Raw genomic sequence first — 17,825 nt, forward strand, 5'->3', positions numbered from 1 at the left:
ACCCGGTCATGAGGCGTCAGCGGATGAACAGCTTCTGGATCAGCTTCTGGATCGACTTGCCGTAAGGCGGATATATCAGCTTCGCCGCGTTAAAGCGCTGTTTGATCAGCACGCCTTTGGCTTTGCTGAACGTCAGGAAGCCTTCATGTCCGTGGTAATGGCCCATGCCTGAAGCGCCGATACCGCCAAACGGCATGTCGTCTTGCGCGACGTGCAGCAAGGTGTCGTTCAGGCACACGCCACCGGAATGGGTTTCGTTGAGCACGCGGTTTTGTTCGGCCTTGTTGTAGCCGAAGAAGTACAGCGCCAGCGGACGTGGCCGCTGGTTGATGTAGGCAAACGCCTGGTCCAGATTCTTGTAAGGCACGATCGGCAGCACCGGGCCGAAGATTTCGTCCTGCATCACGATCATCTCGTCGCTGACATTCAGCAGCAGGCTATGGCTCATGCGTCGGCCCTGATCCTGTTCGAAGACCGGGATCAGCAGCGCGCCCTTGCTGGTGGCATCGCTGAGGTAGCTGTGCAGCCGGGCCAATTGGCGCTCATTGATGATCGCGGTGTAGTCCGGGTTGTCCGCGAGTGTCGGGTAAAACCCGCGAACCGCCTGACGATAGGCTTCGACGAAGGAGCCGACCCGCTCTTCCGGCACCAGCACGTAGTCCGGTGCGACACAGGTTTGTCCGGCATTCAGGGTTTTACCGAAGGCAATACGTTCGGCGGCGTCCTTGAGCGGTACGTCGTGGGAAACGATTGCCGGAGACTTGCCGCCTAATTCCAGTGTCACCGGTGTCAGGTTCTCTGCCGCCGCACGCATGACATGTTTGCCGATGCTGGTGGCGCCAGTGAACAGCAGGTGATCGAAGGGCAGCCTGGAAAAGGCCACGCCGACCTCGGCTTCGCCCAACACTACGCACACCAGGTCTTCGGGGAACACTTTGGCCAACAAGGTTTTCAGCAGTTGCCCGGTGGCTGGCGTGGACTCGCTGAGTTTGAGCATCACCCGGTTGCCCGCCGACAACGCGCCGACCAACGGGCCGATGGCCAGGTACAGCGGATAGTTCCACGGCACGATGACCCCGACCACGCCCAGCGGCTGATAAACCACCTTGGCCGCTGCCGGCTGAAAGGCGATTCCTACCTTGCGCGGGGACGCTTTCATCCAGCCTTTGAGGTGTTTGCTGGCGTACTGAATGCAGTGCAGGCTCGGCATCAGCTCGGCGAGCAGGGTTTCATCGGCGCTGCGGTTGCTGAAATCCTGGCTGATCGCGTCGATCAAGGCCTGACGCTCGTCACTCAGCAGATCACGCAATGCCTTGAGCCATTGCTGGCGTTGCGCAGCCGGTGGCATCGGGTGGGCCGCGTAGGCCTGACGCTGGACGGCAAACAGAGCGTGTAGCTCACTCAATAGCTGTTGGGAGCTTTGCAGGTAGGCAATGTCGGCGGGCATGGTAGCTCCGGTTTTTTTAGAATGAGGAAGTTTTTAGAGTCTATGCTCTAGAAAGTCAAATGATGTCCTCGGGAAGCGATGATTTATCCGCCAGCGGATAGGTCGTAAGATGCCCGGCAACGCACTGAAGAATTAAAGCTCAAGCCATGGCCCCACGAATAAAAACCAGCGAGCGCATCGTGCAGAACAGCCTGGAGCTGTTCAATCAACAGGGTGAACGCAGCATCAGCACCAACCATATCGCTGCGCATATGGAGATTTCTCCGGGCAACCTGTACTACCACTTCCCCAACAAGCAGGCGATCATCGCCGTGTTGTTCAGTGAGTACGAAGCCCTGGTAGAGAGCTTCCTGCGCCCACCCCAGGGCCGCGCCGCGACCGTTGAAGACAAGCGCTTCTACTTGCAGGAACTATTGTCGGCCATGTGGCGCTACCGATTTTTACACCGCGATCTCGAGCACTTGCTCGACAACGATGCGGAACTGGCTGCCCGTTACCGGCGTTTTTCCCAACGGTGCCTGATCCAGGGCACGGCAATTTATGCAGGCTTCGTCGACGCCGGGATCCTGTGCATGGACAAGGTCCAGATCGAGTCCCTGACGCTCAACGCCTGGATCATCCTCACATCCTGGGTGCGCTTTCTGTGCACCACACGGGAAAATTCCAACCACCTCAGCGAACAAGCCATTAAACGTGGCGTGTATCAGGTGCTGGTGCTGGAAGCCGGATTTGTCACGGAGCAAGCGCGCGAGGCGGTCAATGCCTTGTTCGAGGAGTTTTACGTGCCGTTGGCCCAGGCCCTGGAAGAAGTGCAGTAGGATCGACAAAGACTTAACCACAGGAGCCCGCTATGCCCATCGCGCAACTGATCAACCCGAATGCCCTGGACCAGAAAAAGGATCAGGCCGGGTTGGTGATTCTGGATTGTCGTTTTGCCCTCGAAGACCCGGATTATGGCCAGCGCAGCTATGCCCAGGGGCATATCGAGGGGGCCTCGTTCGCGGACCTTGAACGTGACCTCAGCGGCCCCGTGGTCAAGGGTGTCACCGGTCGCCATCCATTGCCGACGCCGCACCACTTGATTCAGCGTTTGCAGGATTGGGGTATCAATAACGACAGCGAAATCGTTTTGTATGACGACGGCCCCGGCATGTATGCCGCGCGGGCCTGGTGGTTGCTGGCGTGGCTGGGCAAGCGCGACGGCGTGTTCATTCTCGACGGTGGCCTCAAGGCCTGGCACGCGGCCGGTTTGCCGCTGAGCCTGGATGCACCGGCCATCACCCGCGGCTCCTTCACCGGCGCGCCGGACCACACCTTGTTAGTGAGCGCCGAAAAACTGCAACAGCGCCTCGGTCAACCGACCCTGACCTTGCTCGACGCCCGGGGTTTGCCGCGTTTTCGTGGCGAGGTCGAGCCGATTGACCCGGTCGCCGGGCACATTCCCGGCGCGCAATGCGCGGCCTTTACCGACAACCTGGATGCCGACGGGCGCTTTCTTCCTGCCGATCAGCTCAAGCAGCGTTTTGCCGCGAAACTGGGCGATCGTTCGCCGACCGAACTGGTGGCGTATTGCGGCTCGGGCGTGACCGCGTGCCATAACCTGTTTGCGTTGTGCCTGGCCGGTTATCCGTTGGGCTCGCTGTATGCCGGGTCGTGGAGCGAGTGGATCACCGATCCTGCGCGGGGCGTCGCTACCGGCGACTAATCGCAAATCCCCTGTGGGAGCGAGCCTGCTCGCGATGGCGGACTGTCAGTCAACATCGTTGTTGAATCTGACGGCCTCATCGTCGGAGCGCCGCCCGGAGCAGGCTCGCTCCCACATGGGTATCAGGGGGCTTTGAGATTCAAAGCAGTCGGGCACTGCGATAAGCCCCGGGCCCTACGCCGTAAACCTTCTTGAACTGCCGGCTCAGATGACTCTGGTCGGCAAAGCCGAGCCGGGTGGCAACGTCCAGCGGCAGGCAGCCTTTCTGTAATAACGCACGGGCCTGGGCGATACGCTGCTGCATCAGCCAGGCGTGCGGCGGCATGCCGGTGGCATGGCGAAACACTCGGGCGAAGTGGAAGGGCGAAAGGTTCACCGCAGCGGCCAGTTCTTCCAGGGAGGGCGGTGCAGCGAGTTGCGCGTGCATCAGTTCCTTGGCCCGGGCGATGGCCCGATGTTCCTGGCCAGGTTGACCGGGCGTTGCCACTGCGGCGTGGCGTTGCAGCAATGCCAGCATCATTTCCCGCCACGCGGTCTGCTGTTGCAGCGCACTGGCAGGGCTCTCCAGCAAACGGTGCAGTTGGCAGAGGCCACTCACCAGGTCCGGGTCGCGATACAGCGTCGCACCAAAGGCCGGCAAGTCGTGGTCAGGCAGCTCAAGTTCGCCCAGCAACGAAAGGATTTGCTGGTTGTCGGGATAGAACGCCCGGTACAACCAGCCGTTGTCCGTCCCTTTGTGGCCAGTGTGTAATTCGTCCGGATTGATCACCACCAGAGTCCCGCTGCCGGCCAGATGTTCGGCGCCACGATAGCGGTAGCGTTGAGCGCCGGCCATGATGATGCCGATGACAAAACCGTCGTGTACGTGAGGGACGAAGCGCTGTTCGATGTAGCGCGCGGACAACAGCTCTACGCCGGCCAAAGGGGCCGTTTGCCAGAAGTGGATTGACTCGCCCGGAGTGGCCTCCATGGCCTTACTCGCGACCTGTGTTGGCCAACCAGGCCGGGATACGCCGCTCCAGGTAGTAACCGGGGTTGCGGAACGTGCCGTCGACAAAGCCGACATGCCCGCCCTTGGCCTGCAATTCGAACTGCGTGCAGTCCGATAACTCGCTGGCGTGCGGCAGGCTGTGGAGAAAGACGAAAGGATCGTCGGCCGCTTGGATGATCAGGGTCGGCGTGCGGATCTCACCGAGAAAATAACGGCTGGAGGCGCGGCGATAATAGTCATGCGCGTCCTTGAAACCGTTCAGTGGCGCAGTCACCCGGCCATCGAAATCCCAGAAAGTGCGCAGGTTCTCCAGTGACCCCAGTCTGGCCAGGGTCTCCAGGCCCTCGTGGTGGCCGTCATGCAGGAACTTCTGTTGCTTGGTCTTGATGTAGGCGAGCATTTCGCGCATGAAGTGCGCTTGATAGATCCGCGAAAATCCCTGGCCGATGCGGTCAGCGCATTGGTCCAGGCGAAAGGGTACCGAGACCGCCACCGCGCCCTGCAACTGACTGCCACTGCCGGTTTCCCCCAGGTGCTTGAGCAGCACATTGCCGCCCAGCGAATAGCCGACGGCGTACAGCGGCGCTGACGGACGGGTGGCTCGAAGGTGGTTGATCGCTGCCGCGAGGTCTTCGCTGGCGCCGGAGTGATAGCTGCGCGGCAACAGATTCGGCTCGCCCGAACAGCCGCGCCAGTTCAGCGCTACGCTGGCCCAGCCTTGGGCGAACAGGGCTTTTTGCAGGCCGGCGACATAGGGCGAGTTCGACGAGCCGGTCAAACCGTGCAACACCAGCACCAGTGGCGCATCGGCGCTGTGCGGCCCGTGCCAGTCCAGGTCAAGAAAGTCGCCATCCTCGAGCCACAAGCGTTCGCGCTCGCGTTCGATGTGCGTGGTTTTGCGCCACAGCGGTCCCCACAAGGTTTGCAAGTGCGGGTTGCCAAGGCCGAAGGCAGGGGTGAAGCGTTCAGGCGGAAAAAACACGATGGCTCTCAATGCAACGGTGCGCAACCTGTGCGCACCTTTTCAGAATAGTCGGTTAACCGGCAATCTTCGCCATACGTTGCCACAACGAACAACAGAGTTGCTCGGTTTTCTGCTTTCCGACGCTGTGATAGTCGCCTGACGGATTGGCAATTACCTGGCAGGTTTGCCGGTAGGCTCTGGCAATGGCTTTTGCAGGACGATCGGTCCCGCGCTGATGATGACCAATTTGTCCATGCTCAGGTGTTTGTTCAATGCGGTTTTGACTTGCTCGACGGTTAGACGCTGGGACTGCTGCATGAAGTCGTCCAAGTGATTCAACGGCAGGTTATAAAAGCCGATAGACGCCAGTTTCGAGACGATTTGTGAGTTGCTGGCAGTGGACTGCGGGAAGCTGCCGGCCAACTCGCGTTTGGCATCCTCAAGTTCTTTTTCGGTCGGACCGGTTTTGAGGTAGTCGTCGAGCAAGTCCTTTACCAGTTTCAGAGTGCCTTCGCTCATTTCGGCGCGGGTCTGCAGCTTGATCATGAACGTACCGCGCGCCTGCATTGGGGAGAAAGCCGAAACCACGCCGTACGTCAGGCCACGTTTCTCGCGGACTTCGCTCATCAGTCGAGTGCCGAAACCGCCGCCAAGGATCTGGTTGCCCATGGACAGTGCCGCGTAGTCTGGATTGTCACGGTCGATACCCAGCTGCGCGAGCATCAGAGTGGTCTGTTTCGATGGGAATTCGATGTGGCTGATGCTGGCCTTGGGTTCTATCGGTTGCGGGATTTTCGCCAGGGCCGGGCCTTTGGGCAGGCTAGCGGATACCTTCGCGGCAATGGCTTCGGCTTCGGCGCGAGACAAGTCGCCCACCAACGCGATCACCACGTTGCCGGCCGCGTAGGCTTTTTCGTGGAATGCGCGCAGCTGTGCCGGGGTGACGGACGGAATGGCTTGCGCCGTGCCATCGCTGGCGTGCGCGTATGGATGATCGCCATACAAACGGTTCATCAACTCAAGGCTCGCCAGTTTGCCGGGGTCACGCTTCTGATCTTCGAAAGCAGCGAGGGTCTGATTACTCAGGCGTGCATACGAGTCGTCAGGGAAGGTCGGCTTGCCTACGACTTCGGCGAAGAGCGTCAATGCCGGATCGCGTTTGTCCTTGGCGCTAAGGCTGCGCAGGGATACCTGCGCCGTATCCAGATCAGTGCCGGGGACATACTGTGCGCCCAGGCTTTCGAAACCTTGGGCAATAGCGTTGGCGTCCCTGCCGGCAACACCTTCGTTGAGCATCAGGTTTGTCAGCATTGCCAGACCCGGAGTGTCTCCATCCCGGCTGCTGCCGGCAGCGAAGGTCAGACGCACGTCGAACATCGGTAATCCTCGGGCTTCGGCGAACAACACCTTGGCGCCTTCGGCGGTGTTCCAGGTCTGAATATCAAGCGTACGGTGACTGGGTGCCTTGCTGTCGAGTTCAGTCAGCGATTGCAGCATCTGGCCGGAGTTTTCCTTGTCTGGCACTTCACCGTCGCCGGACTCATCCCCATCCTCTTTATTAGCCTCCGTTGGCAGTATATGAGCGACGCTGAGCCGCTCGCGGGTGAAATACAGCCTGGCGGCTTTCTGGATGTCTTCTGGCGTTACGCTTTCCAGTTCGGCCAGTTCGGTGTCCATCAGTTTCCACGACAGACCGAAGGTTTCCAGTCGGCCGATAGTGGTGGCCTGACGGGTGATCGAGTCACGCTCGTAAACCAGCTCGGCGATGACCTGCGCGCGTACGCGCCCCAGTTCTTCAGTGGTTGGCGGAGTGGTTTTCAGCTGGTCCAGCAGCCTCCACAAACCGGCTTCGGCCTGGGCGATGGTTTTGTTTTTATGGCTGTTGGGTGTCGCCGACAGGAGGAACAGGCTGTCGCCCCGGGTGTAGGCGCTATAGCTCGACGAACCGTCGGACACCAGCTCTTCATCGCGTTGCAGTTGCGTCGGGATGCGCGCGCTGTGGCCGTCGCCGAGCAGGGCCGAAATCAGGCGCAAGGCATTCACAGAGCGTTTGTCTTTGGCGGTGGCAATGCTCGGCACGTTGAAGGTCAGCATCAGGCTGGGCACTTGGGTCTTCACGTGCAGCGTGATCTGGCGTTCACCGGGCCTTGCCAGTTCCAACGGTATTTTCGCGGCCGGCACATTGCGTCTGGCGATCGGGCCGAAGTAGCGCTGGGCCAGGGTTTTGACTTCGTTCGGGGTCACGTCGCCAACCACCACCAGCGTGGCGTTGTTCGGTGCATACCAGGACTGATACCAGTGGCGCAGTTCTTCGACCTTCATCCGTTCGAGGTCCGCCATCCAGCCTATGGTCGGCGTGTGATAACCGCTGGCCGGGTAGGCCATGGCCTTGAAGCGTTCGTAGGCATTGGCCAGTGGTTTGTCATCGGTGGTCTGGCGACGTTCTTCCTTGATGACTTCGATCTCCCGGGCGAACTCGTCGGCCGGCAGAAGCAGATTGGCCATGCGGTCCGCTTCCAGTTCGAAGGCCACGCCCAGACGATCTCGAGCCAGCGTTTGGTAGTACGCGGTGGAGTCGCTGCTGGTGAAGGCGTTGAATTTGGTACCGAGCTCGCGCAGAAGCGGCAAGAGTTTGCCTGGGCCGACTTTTTTGCTGCCCATGAACATCATGTGTTCCAGAGCGTGGGACAAGCCGGTCTGACCCGGAGGCTCGTAGCTGGCGCCGACCTTGTACCAGACTTGGGACGCTACCACCGGTGCCCGATGATCCTCGCGCACGATGACCTTGAGGCCGTTATCGAGTGTGAACTCGGTAGTTGAACTGGAAGTTGTCTCGTTAGTTAATGCGTTCATTCCGTTAATAGTCCTTTGCGTCCATGCGATTTGTTTCGCAAGTTCACAATGAACTAAAGGAAAAGAACTAAGCAAACCGGGTATGTTGCTGTTTGAAAAAACGGGAGGGCGCCCCGAGCAAGCGGTTCGCCCGTCCAGGCGATTCCTTTAAGAATTTAGTTCAGTGCTTCGCTGCCACAACGCGTAGTAGACCCGCCCGGACTTTTGCTCCCGGTGCAGGCGCCAGCCCGCTGGCAGGCCGAGGGTTGATGGCGCGGTTTCACTTTCAGTGTAGATCCACGCGTTGTCGGCGAGCCATTGGCGTTCTTCAAGCAGCGTGCAAACGGCGGGCAACAGGTTCTGGTTGAACGGCGGGTCGAGGAACACCAGGTCGTAGGCGATCGCTGGCTGGGTTTCCAGGTAGCGCAAGGCATCGGCGGTTTGCACCTGGCCGACGGTGCAACGCAGCGTTCCCAAATGCTCTTTCAGGCTGGAAACCGCCAGGCTGCTGGCGTCCAGCGCCTGGCCCATGGCGGCGCCACGGGACAGCGCTTCGAGAAACAGCGCGCCGCTGCCGGCAAACGGGTCGAGCACCTTGGCCCCGGCCACATACGGTGCGAGCCAGTTGAACAGGGTTTCACGCACGCGGTCGGGCGTCGGGCGCAGGCCCGGAGCGTCCGGGAAACTCAGCCGACGGCTGCGCCATTCGCCGCCGATGATGCGCAATTGGTTCACGCCGTTGTGCACGTTATGAACAGGTTTCTTGGGACGCGATGGACTGGCCATTAATGCTCCGGAACCCCGAGCGGCTGCTCGGTTGGTTTGTCAGTGGGGGCCGGTAACGGCTTTTGCGGCACGGTCGGGCCAGCAGAAACGATGACCATTTTGTCCGTGCTCAGGTGTTTGTTCATTGCTGCGGTGACCTGCTCGACCGTCAGGCTTTGCGACTGCCGCATGAAGTCTTCAAGGTAACTCAGCGGCAAGTCATAGAAACCCATGGCGCCCAGTTGGCCAACGATATCGGCGTTGCTGGCGTTGGACAGCGGGAAGCTGCCGGCCAGTTCACGCTTGGCGTCGTCGAGTTCTTTCTGGGTCGGGCCGGTTTTCAAGTAGTCCGCGAGCACATCCTGCACCAGTTTGAGCGTGCCTTCGCTCATTTCGGCGCGGGTTTGCAGGTTGACCATGAACGGGCCACGGGCCTGCATTGGCGTGAAACCGGAGTAGACGCCATAGGTCAGGCCACGTTTTTCACGTACTTCGCTCATCAGTCGGGTGCCGAAGCCACCGCCGCCGAGGATCTGGTTGCCCAGGGAGATGGCCGCATAGTCCGGATCACTACGGTCGATGCCCAATTGCGCGAGCATCAGGTTGGTTTGCTTGGACGGAAACTCGATGTGTCCGATGCTGGCTTTCGGTTCAACCGGTTGTCCGATTTTCGCCAGCGCCGGGCCTTTTGGCAGTGCGGCGGAAATCTGTGCAGCAATCGCTTCGGCTTCGCTGCGTGACAAGTCGCCCACCAGTGCAATCACCACGTTGCCCGCGGCATAGGCTTTCTCGTGAAAAGCCCGCAATTGCGCCACGGTAATCGATGGGACACTTTGCGCGTCGCCGTCGCTTGAATGTGCGTAAGGGTGATCGCCATACAGGCGCTTCATCAGCTCCAGGCTCGCCAGTTTGCCGGGGTTCTGCTTCTGGTATTCGAAGCCGGCAAGCAACTGGTTCTTGATGCGTGCCAAGGAGTCGGTCGGGAATGTCGGTTTGCCGACCACTTCAGCGAACAGCTTCAGCGCCGGTTCGCGTTTATCCACAGCACTCAGGCTGCGCAACGTGGCGACGGCCATGTCTTTGTAGGCGCCGTTGCCGAAGTTTGCGCCAAGGCCTTCGAAGCCTTCAGCGATCTTGCCGACATCTTTGCCGGCGATACCTTCGTTGAGCATGGCATTGGTCAGCACGGCCAGCCCTGGTTTATCACCGTCCTGACTGCTGCCGGCGGCGAAGATCAGGCGCATGTCGAACATCGGCAGTTCCGGGGCTGCAACGAACAGCACCTTGGCGCCCTCAGCGGTTTTCCAGGTTTGCACATCCAACTTACGGTGGCTCGGCGCTTTACCGTCGAGTTCGGTCAGTGATTGCAGCTTTTTGCTGGCCTTGGCCTGGTCGAGGGCTTCGCTGGCATTGGTCTCGGTCGAACGGCTGAGGTAGAAACCGAACGCGGCGACCAGTGCGACGAGTATCAGGCCGATCAGGACCAGGCGTGGTTTTTTACTCTCACTCATGAGCGGTTTCCTCGGGCAGTGGCAGTACATGCGCAACGCTGAGACGTTCGCGAGTGAAATAGGTACGGGCGGCTTTCTGGATGTCTTCCGGTGTCACGCTTTGCAGCTCGGCGAGTTCGGTGTCCATCAACTTCCACGACAGACCGACGGTTTCCAGCTGACCAATGGCAGTGGCCTGGCTGGTGATCGAATCACGCTCGTAGACCAGGCCGGCGATCACTTGTGCGCGTACGCGTTCAACTTCATCAGCCGACGGCGCGGTGGTTTTCAGCTGTTCGAGCAGTTTCCACAGGCCGGCTTCGACCTGGGCCATGGTTTTGTGTTTCTGAGTGTTCGGCGATGCCGACAAGGTAAACAGGCTGTCCCCGCGGGTGTAGGCGTCGTAGCTCGATGAACCACCTGAGACCAGTTCTTCGCCGCGCTCCAGTTGCGCCGAGATGCGCGCGCTGTAGCCGCCATCAAGCAATGCCGCGATCAACCGCAGGGCATTGACCGAGCGTTTGTCTTGCGCGGTGGCGATGCTCGGCACGTTGAAGGCCAGCATCAGGCTCGGCAATTGCGTCTGTACATGCAGGGTGATCTGGCGCTCGCCGGGCTCGGCCAGTTCCAGCGGAATCTTCGCTGGCGGCACGTCGCGCTTCGGGATCGGTCCGAAGTAGCGCTGGGCCAGGGCTTTGACTTCGTCCGGGGTTACGTCACCGACCACCACCAGCGTGGCGTTGTTCGGCACGTACCAGGATTTATACCAGTGGCGCAGCTCTTCGACCTTCATGCGGTCCAGGTCAGCCATCCAGCCGATGGTCGGCGTGTGGTAGCCGCTGGCCGGGTAGGCCATGGCCTTGAAGCGCTCGTAAGCCTTGGCCATCGGCTTGTCGTCGGTGCGCATGCGGCGCTCTTCCTTGATCACTTCGATCTCGCGGCTGAACTCGTCGGCCGGCAGGCGCAGGTTGGCCATGCGATCGGCTTCCAGCTCAAAGGCCACACCCAGGCGATCACGCGCCAGCACCTGGTAATACGCGGTGTAGTCGTCGCTGGTGAAGGCGTTCTCTTCGGCGCCGAGGTCGCGCAGGATCAACGACGCTTCGCCGGGGCCGACTTTCTCGCTGCCCTTGAACATCATGTGTTCCAGGGCGTGGGACAAACCGGTCTGGCCCGGGGTTTCGTAGCTGGAGCCAACCTTGTACCAGATCTGGGAAACCACCACGGGTGCCCGATGATCCTCGCGCACGACGACCTTGAGGCCGTTGTCGAGGGTGAATTCGTGGGTTGGTTGGGGGTCGGCAGCCAAAGCTGAAAGGGGCAGACAAACTGTGCTGAGCAGCAGGCCTGCAGCGCGGCGGGCTAGAGCATTCATTCGTTTTTAAACCTGTTGGGCTGCCCGCTAGGTCTTAGCGTCAGCGGGCTAGAGGGTGCTAGGATAACGGTCCGTTTTACTGGCGGCCACGTCTATCAGGCTTTTGTGCTTGATCAGGCTGTATGGGTTCACGGCGGAAAGCCTCTGTTTATCAGCTAAACTCCGCTTTTTCGCCGATTTTGCCAGTTCAGTCCTTCGTAAAATCGATCCTTGAGGTGCTGTTGAGCACTTCGACAAAATGTTGCGCGTGAACAAGCTGGGTGAAACGCAGTCTGTTCTGCATCGAATATTTATTTGCCGAGGCGCCATTGGCGCGTCGCTACCGTGAGATAGCCGTCCTCCATGTTTGGTTCCAACGACGACAAGAAGACCCCAGCTGCAGCTGGCGAGAAGAAAAGCCTGTTCGGATGGCTGCGCAAAAAGCCGCAGGCACCCGCCGTCGAACAGCCACAGCCACTTCCAGAGGTTACGCCTGAGCCGGTAAAAGAAGCTGCGCCTGTTGTGCAAGCACCGGCCGCCGCCGTATTGCCGATAACCGAGCCGGTAGTGCAACCGGTTGTCGAGCCAGCGCCTGCGCCCGTGGCTGAAGTACCGCGCGCGCCGGAAGTCGTACACAAACCGTGGTTGACGTTGCCGGTAGCTGAAGAGCCGGTGGCCCTGGTCGAAAACGAGCTGGCGCCGCATGTCACGCCACCGATTCCTGCGCCGACAGTGATCCAGCAAGCGGTAGAGCTGCTGGTGGTCGAGCCGGTCCCGGTCATCGATCCGGCGGCTGAACAGCTGACGGTTGATGAGCCTGATCTGCCTCAGCCGGTGATTGCCGCATTCGTGGCGCCAGAACGTGCTCCAGAACCTGCCCCAGCGCCGGCACCCGTTGTCGCGGCACCGGTAACACCGCCAGCGCCGGTCGTTCCGGTTGCGGCTCCGGTTGCGGCCGAACCGGCTCGCACCGAAGAAACCAAAGCCGGCTTCTTTGCCCGCCTCAAGCAAGGCCTGTCGAAAACCAGCGCCAGCATCGGCGAGGGCATGGCCAGCCTGTTCTTCGGCAAGAAGATCATCGATGACGAACTGCTCGAAGACATTGAAACCCGCCTGCTGACCGCTGACGTTGGCGTCGAAGCGACATCGGTGATCATCCAGAGCCTGACCCAGAAGGTCGCGCGCAAGCAGTTGGCCGATGCCGATGCCCTGTACAAATCCTTGCAAGCCGAGCTTGCCAACATGCTCAAGCCTGTCGAGCAACCGCTGAAAATCACCTCACAGAACAAGCCGTTCGTGATTCTGGTGGTCGGCGTCAACGGCGCCGGCAAAACCACCACCATCGGTAAGTTGGCGAAGAAGCTGCAACTCGAAGGCAAGAAAGTCATGCTCGCAGCCGGTGATACCTTCCGCGCCGCGGCCGTCGAGCAATTGCAGGTCTGGGGCGAACGCAACAAGATCCCGGTGATCGCCCAGCACACCGGCGCCGACTCGGCTTCGGTTATCTTCGATGCGGTACAGGCCGCCAAGGCCCGTGGCATTGACGTGTTGATCGCCGATACCGCCGGTCGGCTGCACACCAAAGACAACCTGATGGAAGAACTGAAAAAGGTTCGCCGGGTGATCAGCAAACTCGACGCCGATGCGCCGCATGAGGTGCTGCTGGTGCTCGACGCCGGCACTGGTCAGAACGCCATCAACCAGGCCAAGCAATTCAACCAGACGGTCGAACTGACCGGCCTGGCCCTGACCAAACTCGATGGCACGGCCAAGGGCGGGGTGATTTTCGCCCTGGCCAAGCAGTTTGGCCTGCCGATTCGCTACATCGGTGTCGGCGAAGGCATCGATGACTTGCGTACCTTTGAAGCAGAACCCTTTGTCCAGGCACTATTTGCCGAGCGGGAGCGTTCATGATTCGTTTCGAACAGGTCGGTAAGCGCTATCCGAACGGTCACGTCGGCTTGCATGAGCTGAGCTTTCGAGTCCGTCGGGGCGAGTTCTTGTTTGTCACCGGCCACTCCGGTGCCGGTAAAAGTACCCTGCTGCGGCTGTTGCTCGCGATGGAACGTCCGACCACCGGCAAACTGCTGCTGGCCGGGCAGGACCTGGCGACCATCAGCAACGCGCAGATCCCGTACCTGCGTCGGCAGATTGGTGTGGTGTTCCAGAACCACCAGTTGTTGTTCGACCGTACGGTGTTCAACAACGTCGCCTTGCCGTTGCAGATTCTTGGTTTGTCCAAGGCTGAAATCGCCAAGCGCGTGGATTCGGCCCTGGAGCGCGTTGCACTCTCGGACAAGACCGACCTCTATCCAGGTGATCTGTCCACCGGTCAGCAACAGCGCGTCGGCATTGCCCGCGCCATCGTCCATCGCCCGGCCTTGCTGCTGGCGGACGAACCGACCGGTAACCTCGACCCGCGTCTGGCGGCAGAAATCATGGGTGTTTTCGAAGACATCAATCGTCTGGGCACCAGCGTGCTGATCGCCAGTCACGATCTGGCGCTGATCGCTCGCATGCGTCATCGCATGCTGACCTTGCAACGTGGCCGATTGATCGGCGACGGGGAGGCCGGGGTATGAGTGCAACACGCAGTCCGAAGGTTTCCGAACGCGTGGCCCCGAAGGCCGCCGATCCGCAGCCACAGAAGAAAAAGCGCGACGAAGACGAGGGTCCGGACTTCAGCACCTTGCTGCGCGCCTGGATCGAAAGTCACCGCGCCAGTTTGCTGGACAGCCTGCGACGTCTGGGCAAGCAGCCCATCGGCAGTTTCTTCACCTGTCTGGTGATGGCGGTTGCCCTGAGTTTGCCGATGGGCTTGTCGTTGCTGCTGAACAATGTCGAACGCCTGGGGGGTTCCTGGCAGCGTGCGGCGCAGATCTCGCTTTACCTGCAGATCGATGCCAGCGCCAATGAAGGCGAGCAACTGCGCGAGCAGATCAAAGGCATGCCGGGTGTAGCCGATGCCGAATACATCAGCCGCGAACAGGCGCTGGAAGAGTTCCAGCAGCAGTCCGGTCTGGGCGAGGCACTCAAGGAGCTGCCGCAAAACCCGTTGCCTGGCGTGGTGCTGGTCACTCCGAAGGAAGTCGACAAGGCGACTCTTGAAGCATTAAGACAAAAACTTTCCGAGTTGCCGAAGGTACAACAGGCGCAACTTGATCTAGTCTGGGTCGAGCGTTTGGCGGCCATCCTCAAGCTGGGCGAGCGGTTTGTCTTCGGTCTGACGGTGCTTCTGGTTTCTGCATTACTTTTGGTGATAGGCAATACCATTCGTCTTCATATTGAAAACCGCCGCACAGAGATAGAAGTGATTAAACTTGTCGGTGGCACTGACAGTTATGTGCGCAGGCCTTTTCTGTACATGGGCGCGCTCTATGGCTTCGGTGCGGGGATTCTGTCCTGGGGTGTTCTGGCGTTTGGCCTGAACTGGCTGAACGACGCAGTGGTTGGGCTGGCCGGCTTGTATGGCAGTAATTTCGCGTTGGCCGGGGTCCCGGTTGCCGATGGGCTGTCACTCTTGCTAGGCGCAGTGCTGTTGGGGTATATCGGTGCATGGATTGCGGTAGCGCGCCATTTGAGAGAGCTCGCACCGAAGTAGTGTCTTATTGCTTGTATGACCTTTCAGCGTATAGGGGAACTTGTCCTTCGGTTCCCGGTCAACTTTTCGCAGTGCTGAACTGCACGAGTTATGTGAGTCGGAGGTTTTTTCGTATGACCACTTCTTTGCAACCTGCTTATGCTCTGGTCCCAGGCGCGAACCTGGAGGCTTATGTGCATACGGTGAACAGCATTCCATTGCTGACACCGGAGCAGGAGCGTGAACTGGCCGAGAGTCTCTACTATGAGCAGGATTTGGGGGCGGCTCGGCAGATGGTGCTCGCCCACCTGCGTTTTGTTGTACATATTGCCCGTAGCTATTCCGGCTACGGCCTGGCCCAGGCTGACCTGATTCAGGAAGGCAACGTTGGCTTGATGAAAGCGGTCAAGCGCTTCAACCCGGAAATGGGCGTGCGTCTGGTGTCCTTTGCGGTGCACTGGATCAAGGCTGAAATCCACGAATTCATCCTGCGCAACTGGCGCATCGTCAAGGTCGCCACGACCAAGGCCCAGCGCAAGCTGTTCTTCAACCTGCGTAGCCAGAAAAAACGCTTGGCATGGCTGAACAACGAGGAAGTCCATCGCGTAGCTGAAAGCCTCGGCGTAGAGCCGCGGGAAGTTCGCGAGATGGAAAGCCGCCTGACCGGCCACGACATGGCCTTCGACCCGGCCGCCGAAGCGGACGACGACAGCGCTTTCCAGTCGCCGGCCAACTATCTGGAAGACCACCGGTACGACCCGGCCCGTCAACTGGAAGATGCCGACTGGACCGACAACTCCACCCACAACCTGCACGAAGCGCTGGAAGTGCTGGACGACCGCAGCCGTGACATCCTCTACCAGCGCTGGCTGGCAGAAGAAAAAGCCACGCTGCACGACCTGGCGCAGAAGTACAACGTGTCGGCCGAGCGTATTCGTCAGCTCGAGAAGAGTGCGATGAACAAGCTCAAGCTGTCGATTGCTGCTTAAGCGGTAACGCAATAAAAAACGCCCCGATCATTGATCGGGGCGTTTTTGTTTGTGCCCAATAATCCTGCCTCGCACCGGCCCCTGTGGGAGCGAGCCTGCTCGCGAAAGCGTCGGATCAGTCGATATCGATGTTAAATGTTCAACCGTCATCGCGAGCAGGCTCGCTCCCACAGTGGAGCTTCAGTGCTGCTGGAGTTGTGATTGACTACTGGTTCCACGGCGCCCGGCGCGAAGAGTTGATCCCGATCAGGTAGCTGTCGCCACCCAACTGGCTCATCTGCTGCCGAATCCAGCTGGCGCGGCGCAATACATAGGGGCTCGGATGGCCGGCGCTCCAGACTCGCGGGTTTGGCAGTACCGCGGCCAGCAAACTGGCCTGCTGACGGCTCAGCGACCGGGCGCTCACGCCAAAGTGATGGCGGGCGGCCGCTTCGGCGCCAAACACGCCGTCATCCCATTCCACGCTGTTGAGGTACACCTCAAGAATCCGCTGCTTGGGCCAGAACACTTCGATCAGACCGGTAAACCAGGCTTCCAGCCCTTTGCGCAGCCAGCTGCGGCCGGACCACAGGAACAGGTTCTTCGACACTTGCTGGCTCAAGGTGCTGGCGCCGCGGATCGAGCCACCGAGTTCGTTGTGGGCCAGAGCAGCCTGAATCGCGCCGAAGTCAAAACCCCAGTGCTCGGGGAATTTCTGGTCTTCGCCAGCCATCACCGCGACCTTCAGGTCATCGGAAATGTTTTCCCACGGCTGCCAGTTGCGCTGCACGTCGATAGGCTCGCCATCGACCCAGGATTCGATCTTGCGCTCGACCATCAACGCCGTCCCCGGAGGCGGAACGACGCGAAACACCAGCACCAGCAACACGCTGCCACAGGCGAACCAGAGCAGGGCTTTTGTGAAACGGCGGAACAATAAACGCAGCATAGAGATGGCTTGGCCGAACCCGTCGAGCGGGCCATTATACAGACCCTGCCCGATGATTCTGACTGGAGTTCCTCATGCTGCGTGGCTTTCTGATGCTGGCCGCTTTTTTCGGTTTCTCGGGCGTGGGTCTGGGCGCATTTGCCGCCCATGGCCTGAAAGACCGCCTGAGTGCCGAATACCTGGCGATTTTCCACACCGGCGTCACCTACCAACTGGTGCACACCCTGGCGCTGTTGGGCGTAGCACTGCTGGCCGTGCAGATTCCCGGGCGTTTGATCACGTGGGCCGGTGTATCATTTGCCATCGGCATCCTGTTGTTTTCCGGCAGCCTGTACCTGCTGACCCTGACCGGCGTCAGCAAGCTTGGCATCGTTACGCCGTTCGGCGGGTTGGCGTTCCTTGTGGGCTGGCTGTGCCTGGGAATTGCCGCTTGGCGCTTGAGCTGACTTAAGAGTCCGTTTCAAGACGAATGGCTTGGGTCGACCTGACTGATCGGGCTAGAATGCTGGCCCCTAAAAATGATGGCGGCATCCGGCATGCGCATTCAGTTGAACGGCGAATCCCTTGAACTGCCCGACGGCGAAACCGTTGCGGCCCTGCTGACCCGTCTGGAACTGACCGGACGCCGGGTGGCGGTCGAGCTCAATCTGGATATCGTCCCGCGCAGCCAGCATGCTGAAACAACGCTGAACGACGGTGACTCGGTCGAAGTCGTTCACGCCATCGGCGGCGGCTAGTAGCCAGCAGGCGAATCCCGAGCCCTACACGCATTCTGCAAGA

Annotated in this window: 15 protein-coding genes and 2 pseudogenes; 8 read left to right on the forward strand and 9 right to left on the reverse strand. The window is 60.0% G+C overall.

Translation table 11 applies throughout. The annotated features are described in order from the left end of the window. Positions 1-16 precede the first annotated feature (16 nt). Positions 17-1,447: a coniferyl aldehyde dehydrogenase gene (locus tag AC1DHT_RS01215; RefSeq protein ID WP_427543937.1), complete on the reverse strand. Its 1,431-nt coding sequence runs from the start codon at positions 1,445-1,447 to the stop codon at positions 17-19. A 146-nt stretch (positions 1,448-1,593) separates the two neighbouring features. On the opposite strand from AC1DHT_RS01215, the gene AC1DHT_RS01220 reads away from it, so the two are divergent. Beyond that, positions 1,594-2,265, forward strand: coding sequence for a TetR/AcrR family transcriptional regulator (locus AC1DHT_RS01220; RefSeq protein WP_427543934.1), 672 nt, complete (start codon positions 1,594-1,596; stop codon positions 2,263-2,265). Between the two features lie 32 nt (positions 2,266-2,297). After that, the gene (locus AC1DHT_RS01225; protein ID WP_427543931.1) at positions 2,298-3,152 is read left to right on the forward strand and encodes a sulfurtransferase; all 855 of its coding nucleotides are present in this window, start codon (positions 2,298-2,300) and stop codon (positions 3,150-3,152) included. Between the two features lie 139 nt (positions 3,153-3,291). Here the strand turns inward: AC1DHT_RS01225 and AC1DHT_RS01230 are convergent, their stop codons facing one another. The 7 genes and pseudogenes from AC1DHT_RS01230 to AC1DHT_RS01260 all read right to left on the reverse strand — a co-directional run bounded on the left by AC1DHT_RS01230 (position 3,292) and on the right by AC1DHT_RS01260 (position 11,569). Next, complete coding sequence (locus tag AC1DHT_RS01230) at positions 3,292-4,122, reverse strand: AraC family transcriptional regulator (protein WP_427543928.1); 831 nt, start codon at positions 4,120-4,122, stop codon at positions 3,292-3,294. Positions 4,123-4,126: 4 nt separating this feature from the next. Beyond that, a complete protein-coding gene (locus AC1DHT_RS01235; RefSeq protein ID WP_427543925.1) occupies positions 4,127-5,125 on the reverse strand; it encodes a hydrolase in 999 nt (332 codons plus the stop codon). Positions 5,126-5,278: 153 nt separating this feature from the next. Further along, positions 5,279-6,634, reverse strand: a pseudogene (locus AC1DHT_RS01240) (M16 family metallopeptidase); the annotation flags it as partial. Positions 6,635-6,658: 24 nt separating this feature from the next. Beyond that, positions 6,659-7,960: pseudogene (locus AC1DHT_RS01245) on the reverse strand (M16 family metallopeptidase); the annotation flags it as partial. A 147-nt stretch (positions 7,961-8,107) separates the two neighbouring features. Further along, positions 8,108-8,725, reverse strand: coding sequence for a 16S rRNA (guanine(966)-N(2))-methyltransferase RsmD (rsmD, locus tag AC1DHT_RS01250; RefSeq protein WP_427543922.1), 618 nt, complete (start codon positions 8,723-8,725; stop codon positions 8,108-8,110). Then, complete coding sequence (locus tag AC1DHT_RS01255; RefSeq protein ID WP_427543919.1) at positions 8,725-10,215, reverse strand: M16 family metallopeptidase; 1,491 nt, start codon at positions 10,213-10,215, stop codon at positions 8,725-8,727. The genes rsmD and AC1DHT_RS01255 overlap by 1 nt, the downstream gene beginning before the upstream one ends. Then, complete coding sequence (locus tag AC1DHT_RS01260) at positions 10,208-11,569, reverse strand: M16 family metallopeptidase (protein ID WP_427531895.1); 1,362 nt, start codon at positions 11,567-11,569, stop codon at positions 10,208-10,210. The genes AC1DHT_RS01255 and AC1DHT_RS01260 overlap by 8 nt, the downstream gene beginning before the upstream one ends. Positions 11,570-11,911: 342 nt before the next feature. On the opposite strand from AC1DHT_RS01260, the gene ftsY reads away from it, so the two are divergent. The 4 genes from ftsY (at position 11,912) to rpoH (ending at position 16,117) form a co-directional block, all read left to right on the forward strand. Next, on the forward strand, positions 11,912-13,462 hold the full coding sequence (gene ftsY / locus AC1DHT_RS01265; protein ID WP_427543916.1) for a signal recognition particle-docking protein FtsY: 1,551 nt from the start codon (positions 11,912-11,914) through the stop codon (positions 13,460-13,462). Then, entirely contained in the window at positions 13,459-14,130 is a 672-nt protein-coding gene (gene ftsE, locus AC1DHT_RS01270) for a cell division ATP-binding protein FtsE (protein ID WP_019694097.1), read from the forward strand. Before ftsY ends, ftsE begins: the two co-directional genes overlap by 4 nt. After that, positions 14,127-15,149: a permease-like cell division protein FtsX gene (ftsX, locus tag AC1DHT_RS01275; protein WP_427543913.1), complete on the forward strand. Its 1,023-nt coding sequence runs from the start codon at positions 14,127-14,129 to the stop codon at positions 15,147-15,149. Before ftsE ends, ftsX begins: the two co-directional genes overlap by 4 nt. A 113-nt stretch (positions 15,150-15,262) precedes the next feature. Further along, on the forward strand, positions 15,263-16,117 hold the full coding sequence (gene rpoH / locus AC1DHT_RS01280) for an RNA polymerase sigma factor RpoH (protein WP_019694095.1): 855 nt from the start codon (positions 15,263-15,265) through the stop codon (positions 16,115-16,117). Between the two features lie 205 nt (positions 16,118-16,322). Here rpoH and mtgA read toward each other — a convergent pair whose 3' ends face one another. Further along, on the reverse strand, positions 16,323-17,045 hold the full coding sequence (gene mtgA / locus AC1DHT_RS01285; protein ID WP_427531902.1) for a monofunctional biosynthetic peptidoglycan transglycosylase: 723 nt from the start codon (positions 17,043-17,045) through the stop codon (positions 16,323-16,325). Positions 17,046-17,119: 74 nt separating this feature from the next. Between mtgA and AC1DHT_RS01290 the strand changes: the two genes are divergently transcribed. Both AC1DHT_RS01290 and thiS read left to right on the forward strand, forming a co-directional pair. Next, on the forward strand, positions 17,120-17,491 hold the full coding sequence (locus AC1DHT_RS01290; RefSeq protein ID WP_427543910.1) for a DUF423 domain-containing protein: 372 nt from the start codon (positions 17,120-17,122) through the stop codon (positions 17,489-17,491). Between the two features lie 90 nt (positions 17,492-17,581). Beyond that, positions 17,582-17,782 (forward strand): sulfur carrier protein ThiS, encoded by a 201-nt coding sequence (thiS, locus tag AC1DHT_RS01295; protein WP_007897898.1) that lies wholly within the window; start codon positions 17,582-17,584, stop codon positions 17,780-17,782. The last annotated feature ends 43 nt before the right edge of the window (positions 17,783-17,825 follow it).

Source organism: Pseudomonas sp. 05N432, from assembly GCF_056396945.1.

What these genes read in the sequence shown, in the direction of transcription:
- AC1DHT_RS01290 (WP_427543910.1), top strand. Translation starts at nt 17,120, where the DNA reads ATGCTGCGTGGCTTTCTGATGCTGGCCGCTTTTTTCGGTTTCTCGGGC.
- AC1DHT_RS01260 (WP_427531895.1), bottom strand. Translation starts at nt 11,569, where the DNA reads ATGAATGCTCTAGCCCGCCGCGCTGCAGGCCTGCTGCTCAGCACAGTT.
- ftsX (WP_427543913.1), top strand. Translation starts at nt 14,127, where the DNA reads ATGAGTGCAACACGCAGTCCGAAGGTTTCCGAACGCGTGGCCCCGAAG.
- AC1DHT_RS01230 (WP_427543928.1), bottom strand. Translation starts at nt 4,122, where the DNA reads ATGGAGGCCACTCCGGGCGAGTCAATCCACTTCTGGCAAACGGCCCCT.
- mtgA (WP_427531902.1), bottom strand. Translation starts at nt 17,045, where the DNA reads ATGCTGCGTTTATTGTTCCGCCGTTTCACAAAAGCCCTGCTCTGGTTC.
- AC1DHT_RS01255 (WP_427543919.1), bottom strand. Translation starts at nt 10,215, where the DNA reads ATGAGTGAGAGTAAAAAACCACGCCTGGTCCTGATCGGCCTGATACTC.
- AC1DHT_RS01215 (WP_427543937.1), bottom strand. Translation starts at nt 1,447, where the DNA reads ATGCCCGCCGACATTGCCTACCTGCAAAGCTCCCAACAGCTATTGAGT.
- ftsE (WP_019694097.1), top strand. Translation starts at nt 13,459, where the DNA reads ATGATTCGTTTCGAACAGGTCGGTAAGCGCTATCCGAACGGTCACGTC.
- AC1DHT_RS01220 (WP_427543934.1), top strand. Translation starts at nt 1,594, where the DNA reads ATGGCCCCACGAATAAAAACCAGCGAGCGCATCGTGCAGAACAGCCTG.
- thiS (WP_007897898.1), top strand. Translation starts at nt 17,582, where the DNA reads ATGCGCATTCAGTTGAACGGCGAATCCCTTGAACTGCCCGACGGCGAA.
- rpoH (WP_019694095.1), top strand. Translation starts at nt 15,263, where the DNA reads ATGACCACTTCTTTGCAACCTGCTTATGCTCTGGTCCCAGGCGCGAAC.
- ftsY (WP_427543916.1), top strand. Translation starts at nt 11,912, where the DNA reads ATGTTTGGTTCCAACGACGACAAGAAGACCCCAGCTGCAGCTGGCGAG.
- AC1DHT_RS01225 (WP_427543931.1), top strand. Translation starts at nt 2,298, where the DNA reads ATGCCCATCGCGCAACTGATCAACCCGAATGCCCTGGACCAGAAAAAG.
- rsmD (WP_427543922.1), bottom strand. Translation starts at nt 8,725, where the DNA reads ATGGCCAGTCCATCGCGTCCCAAGAAACCTGTTCATAACGTGCACAAC.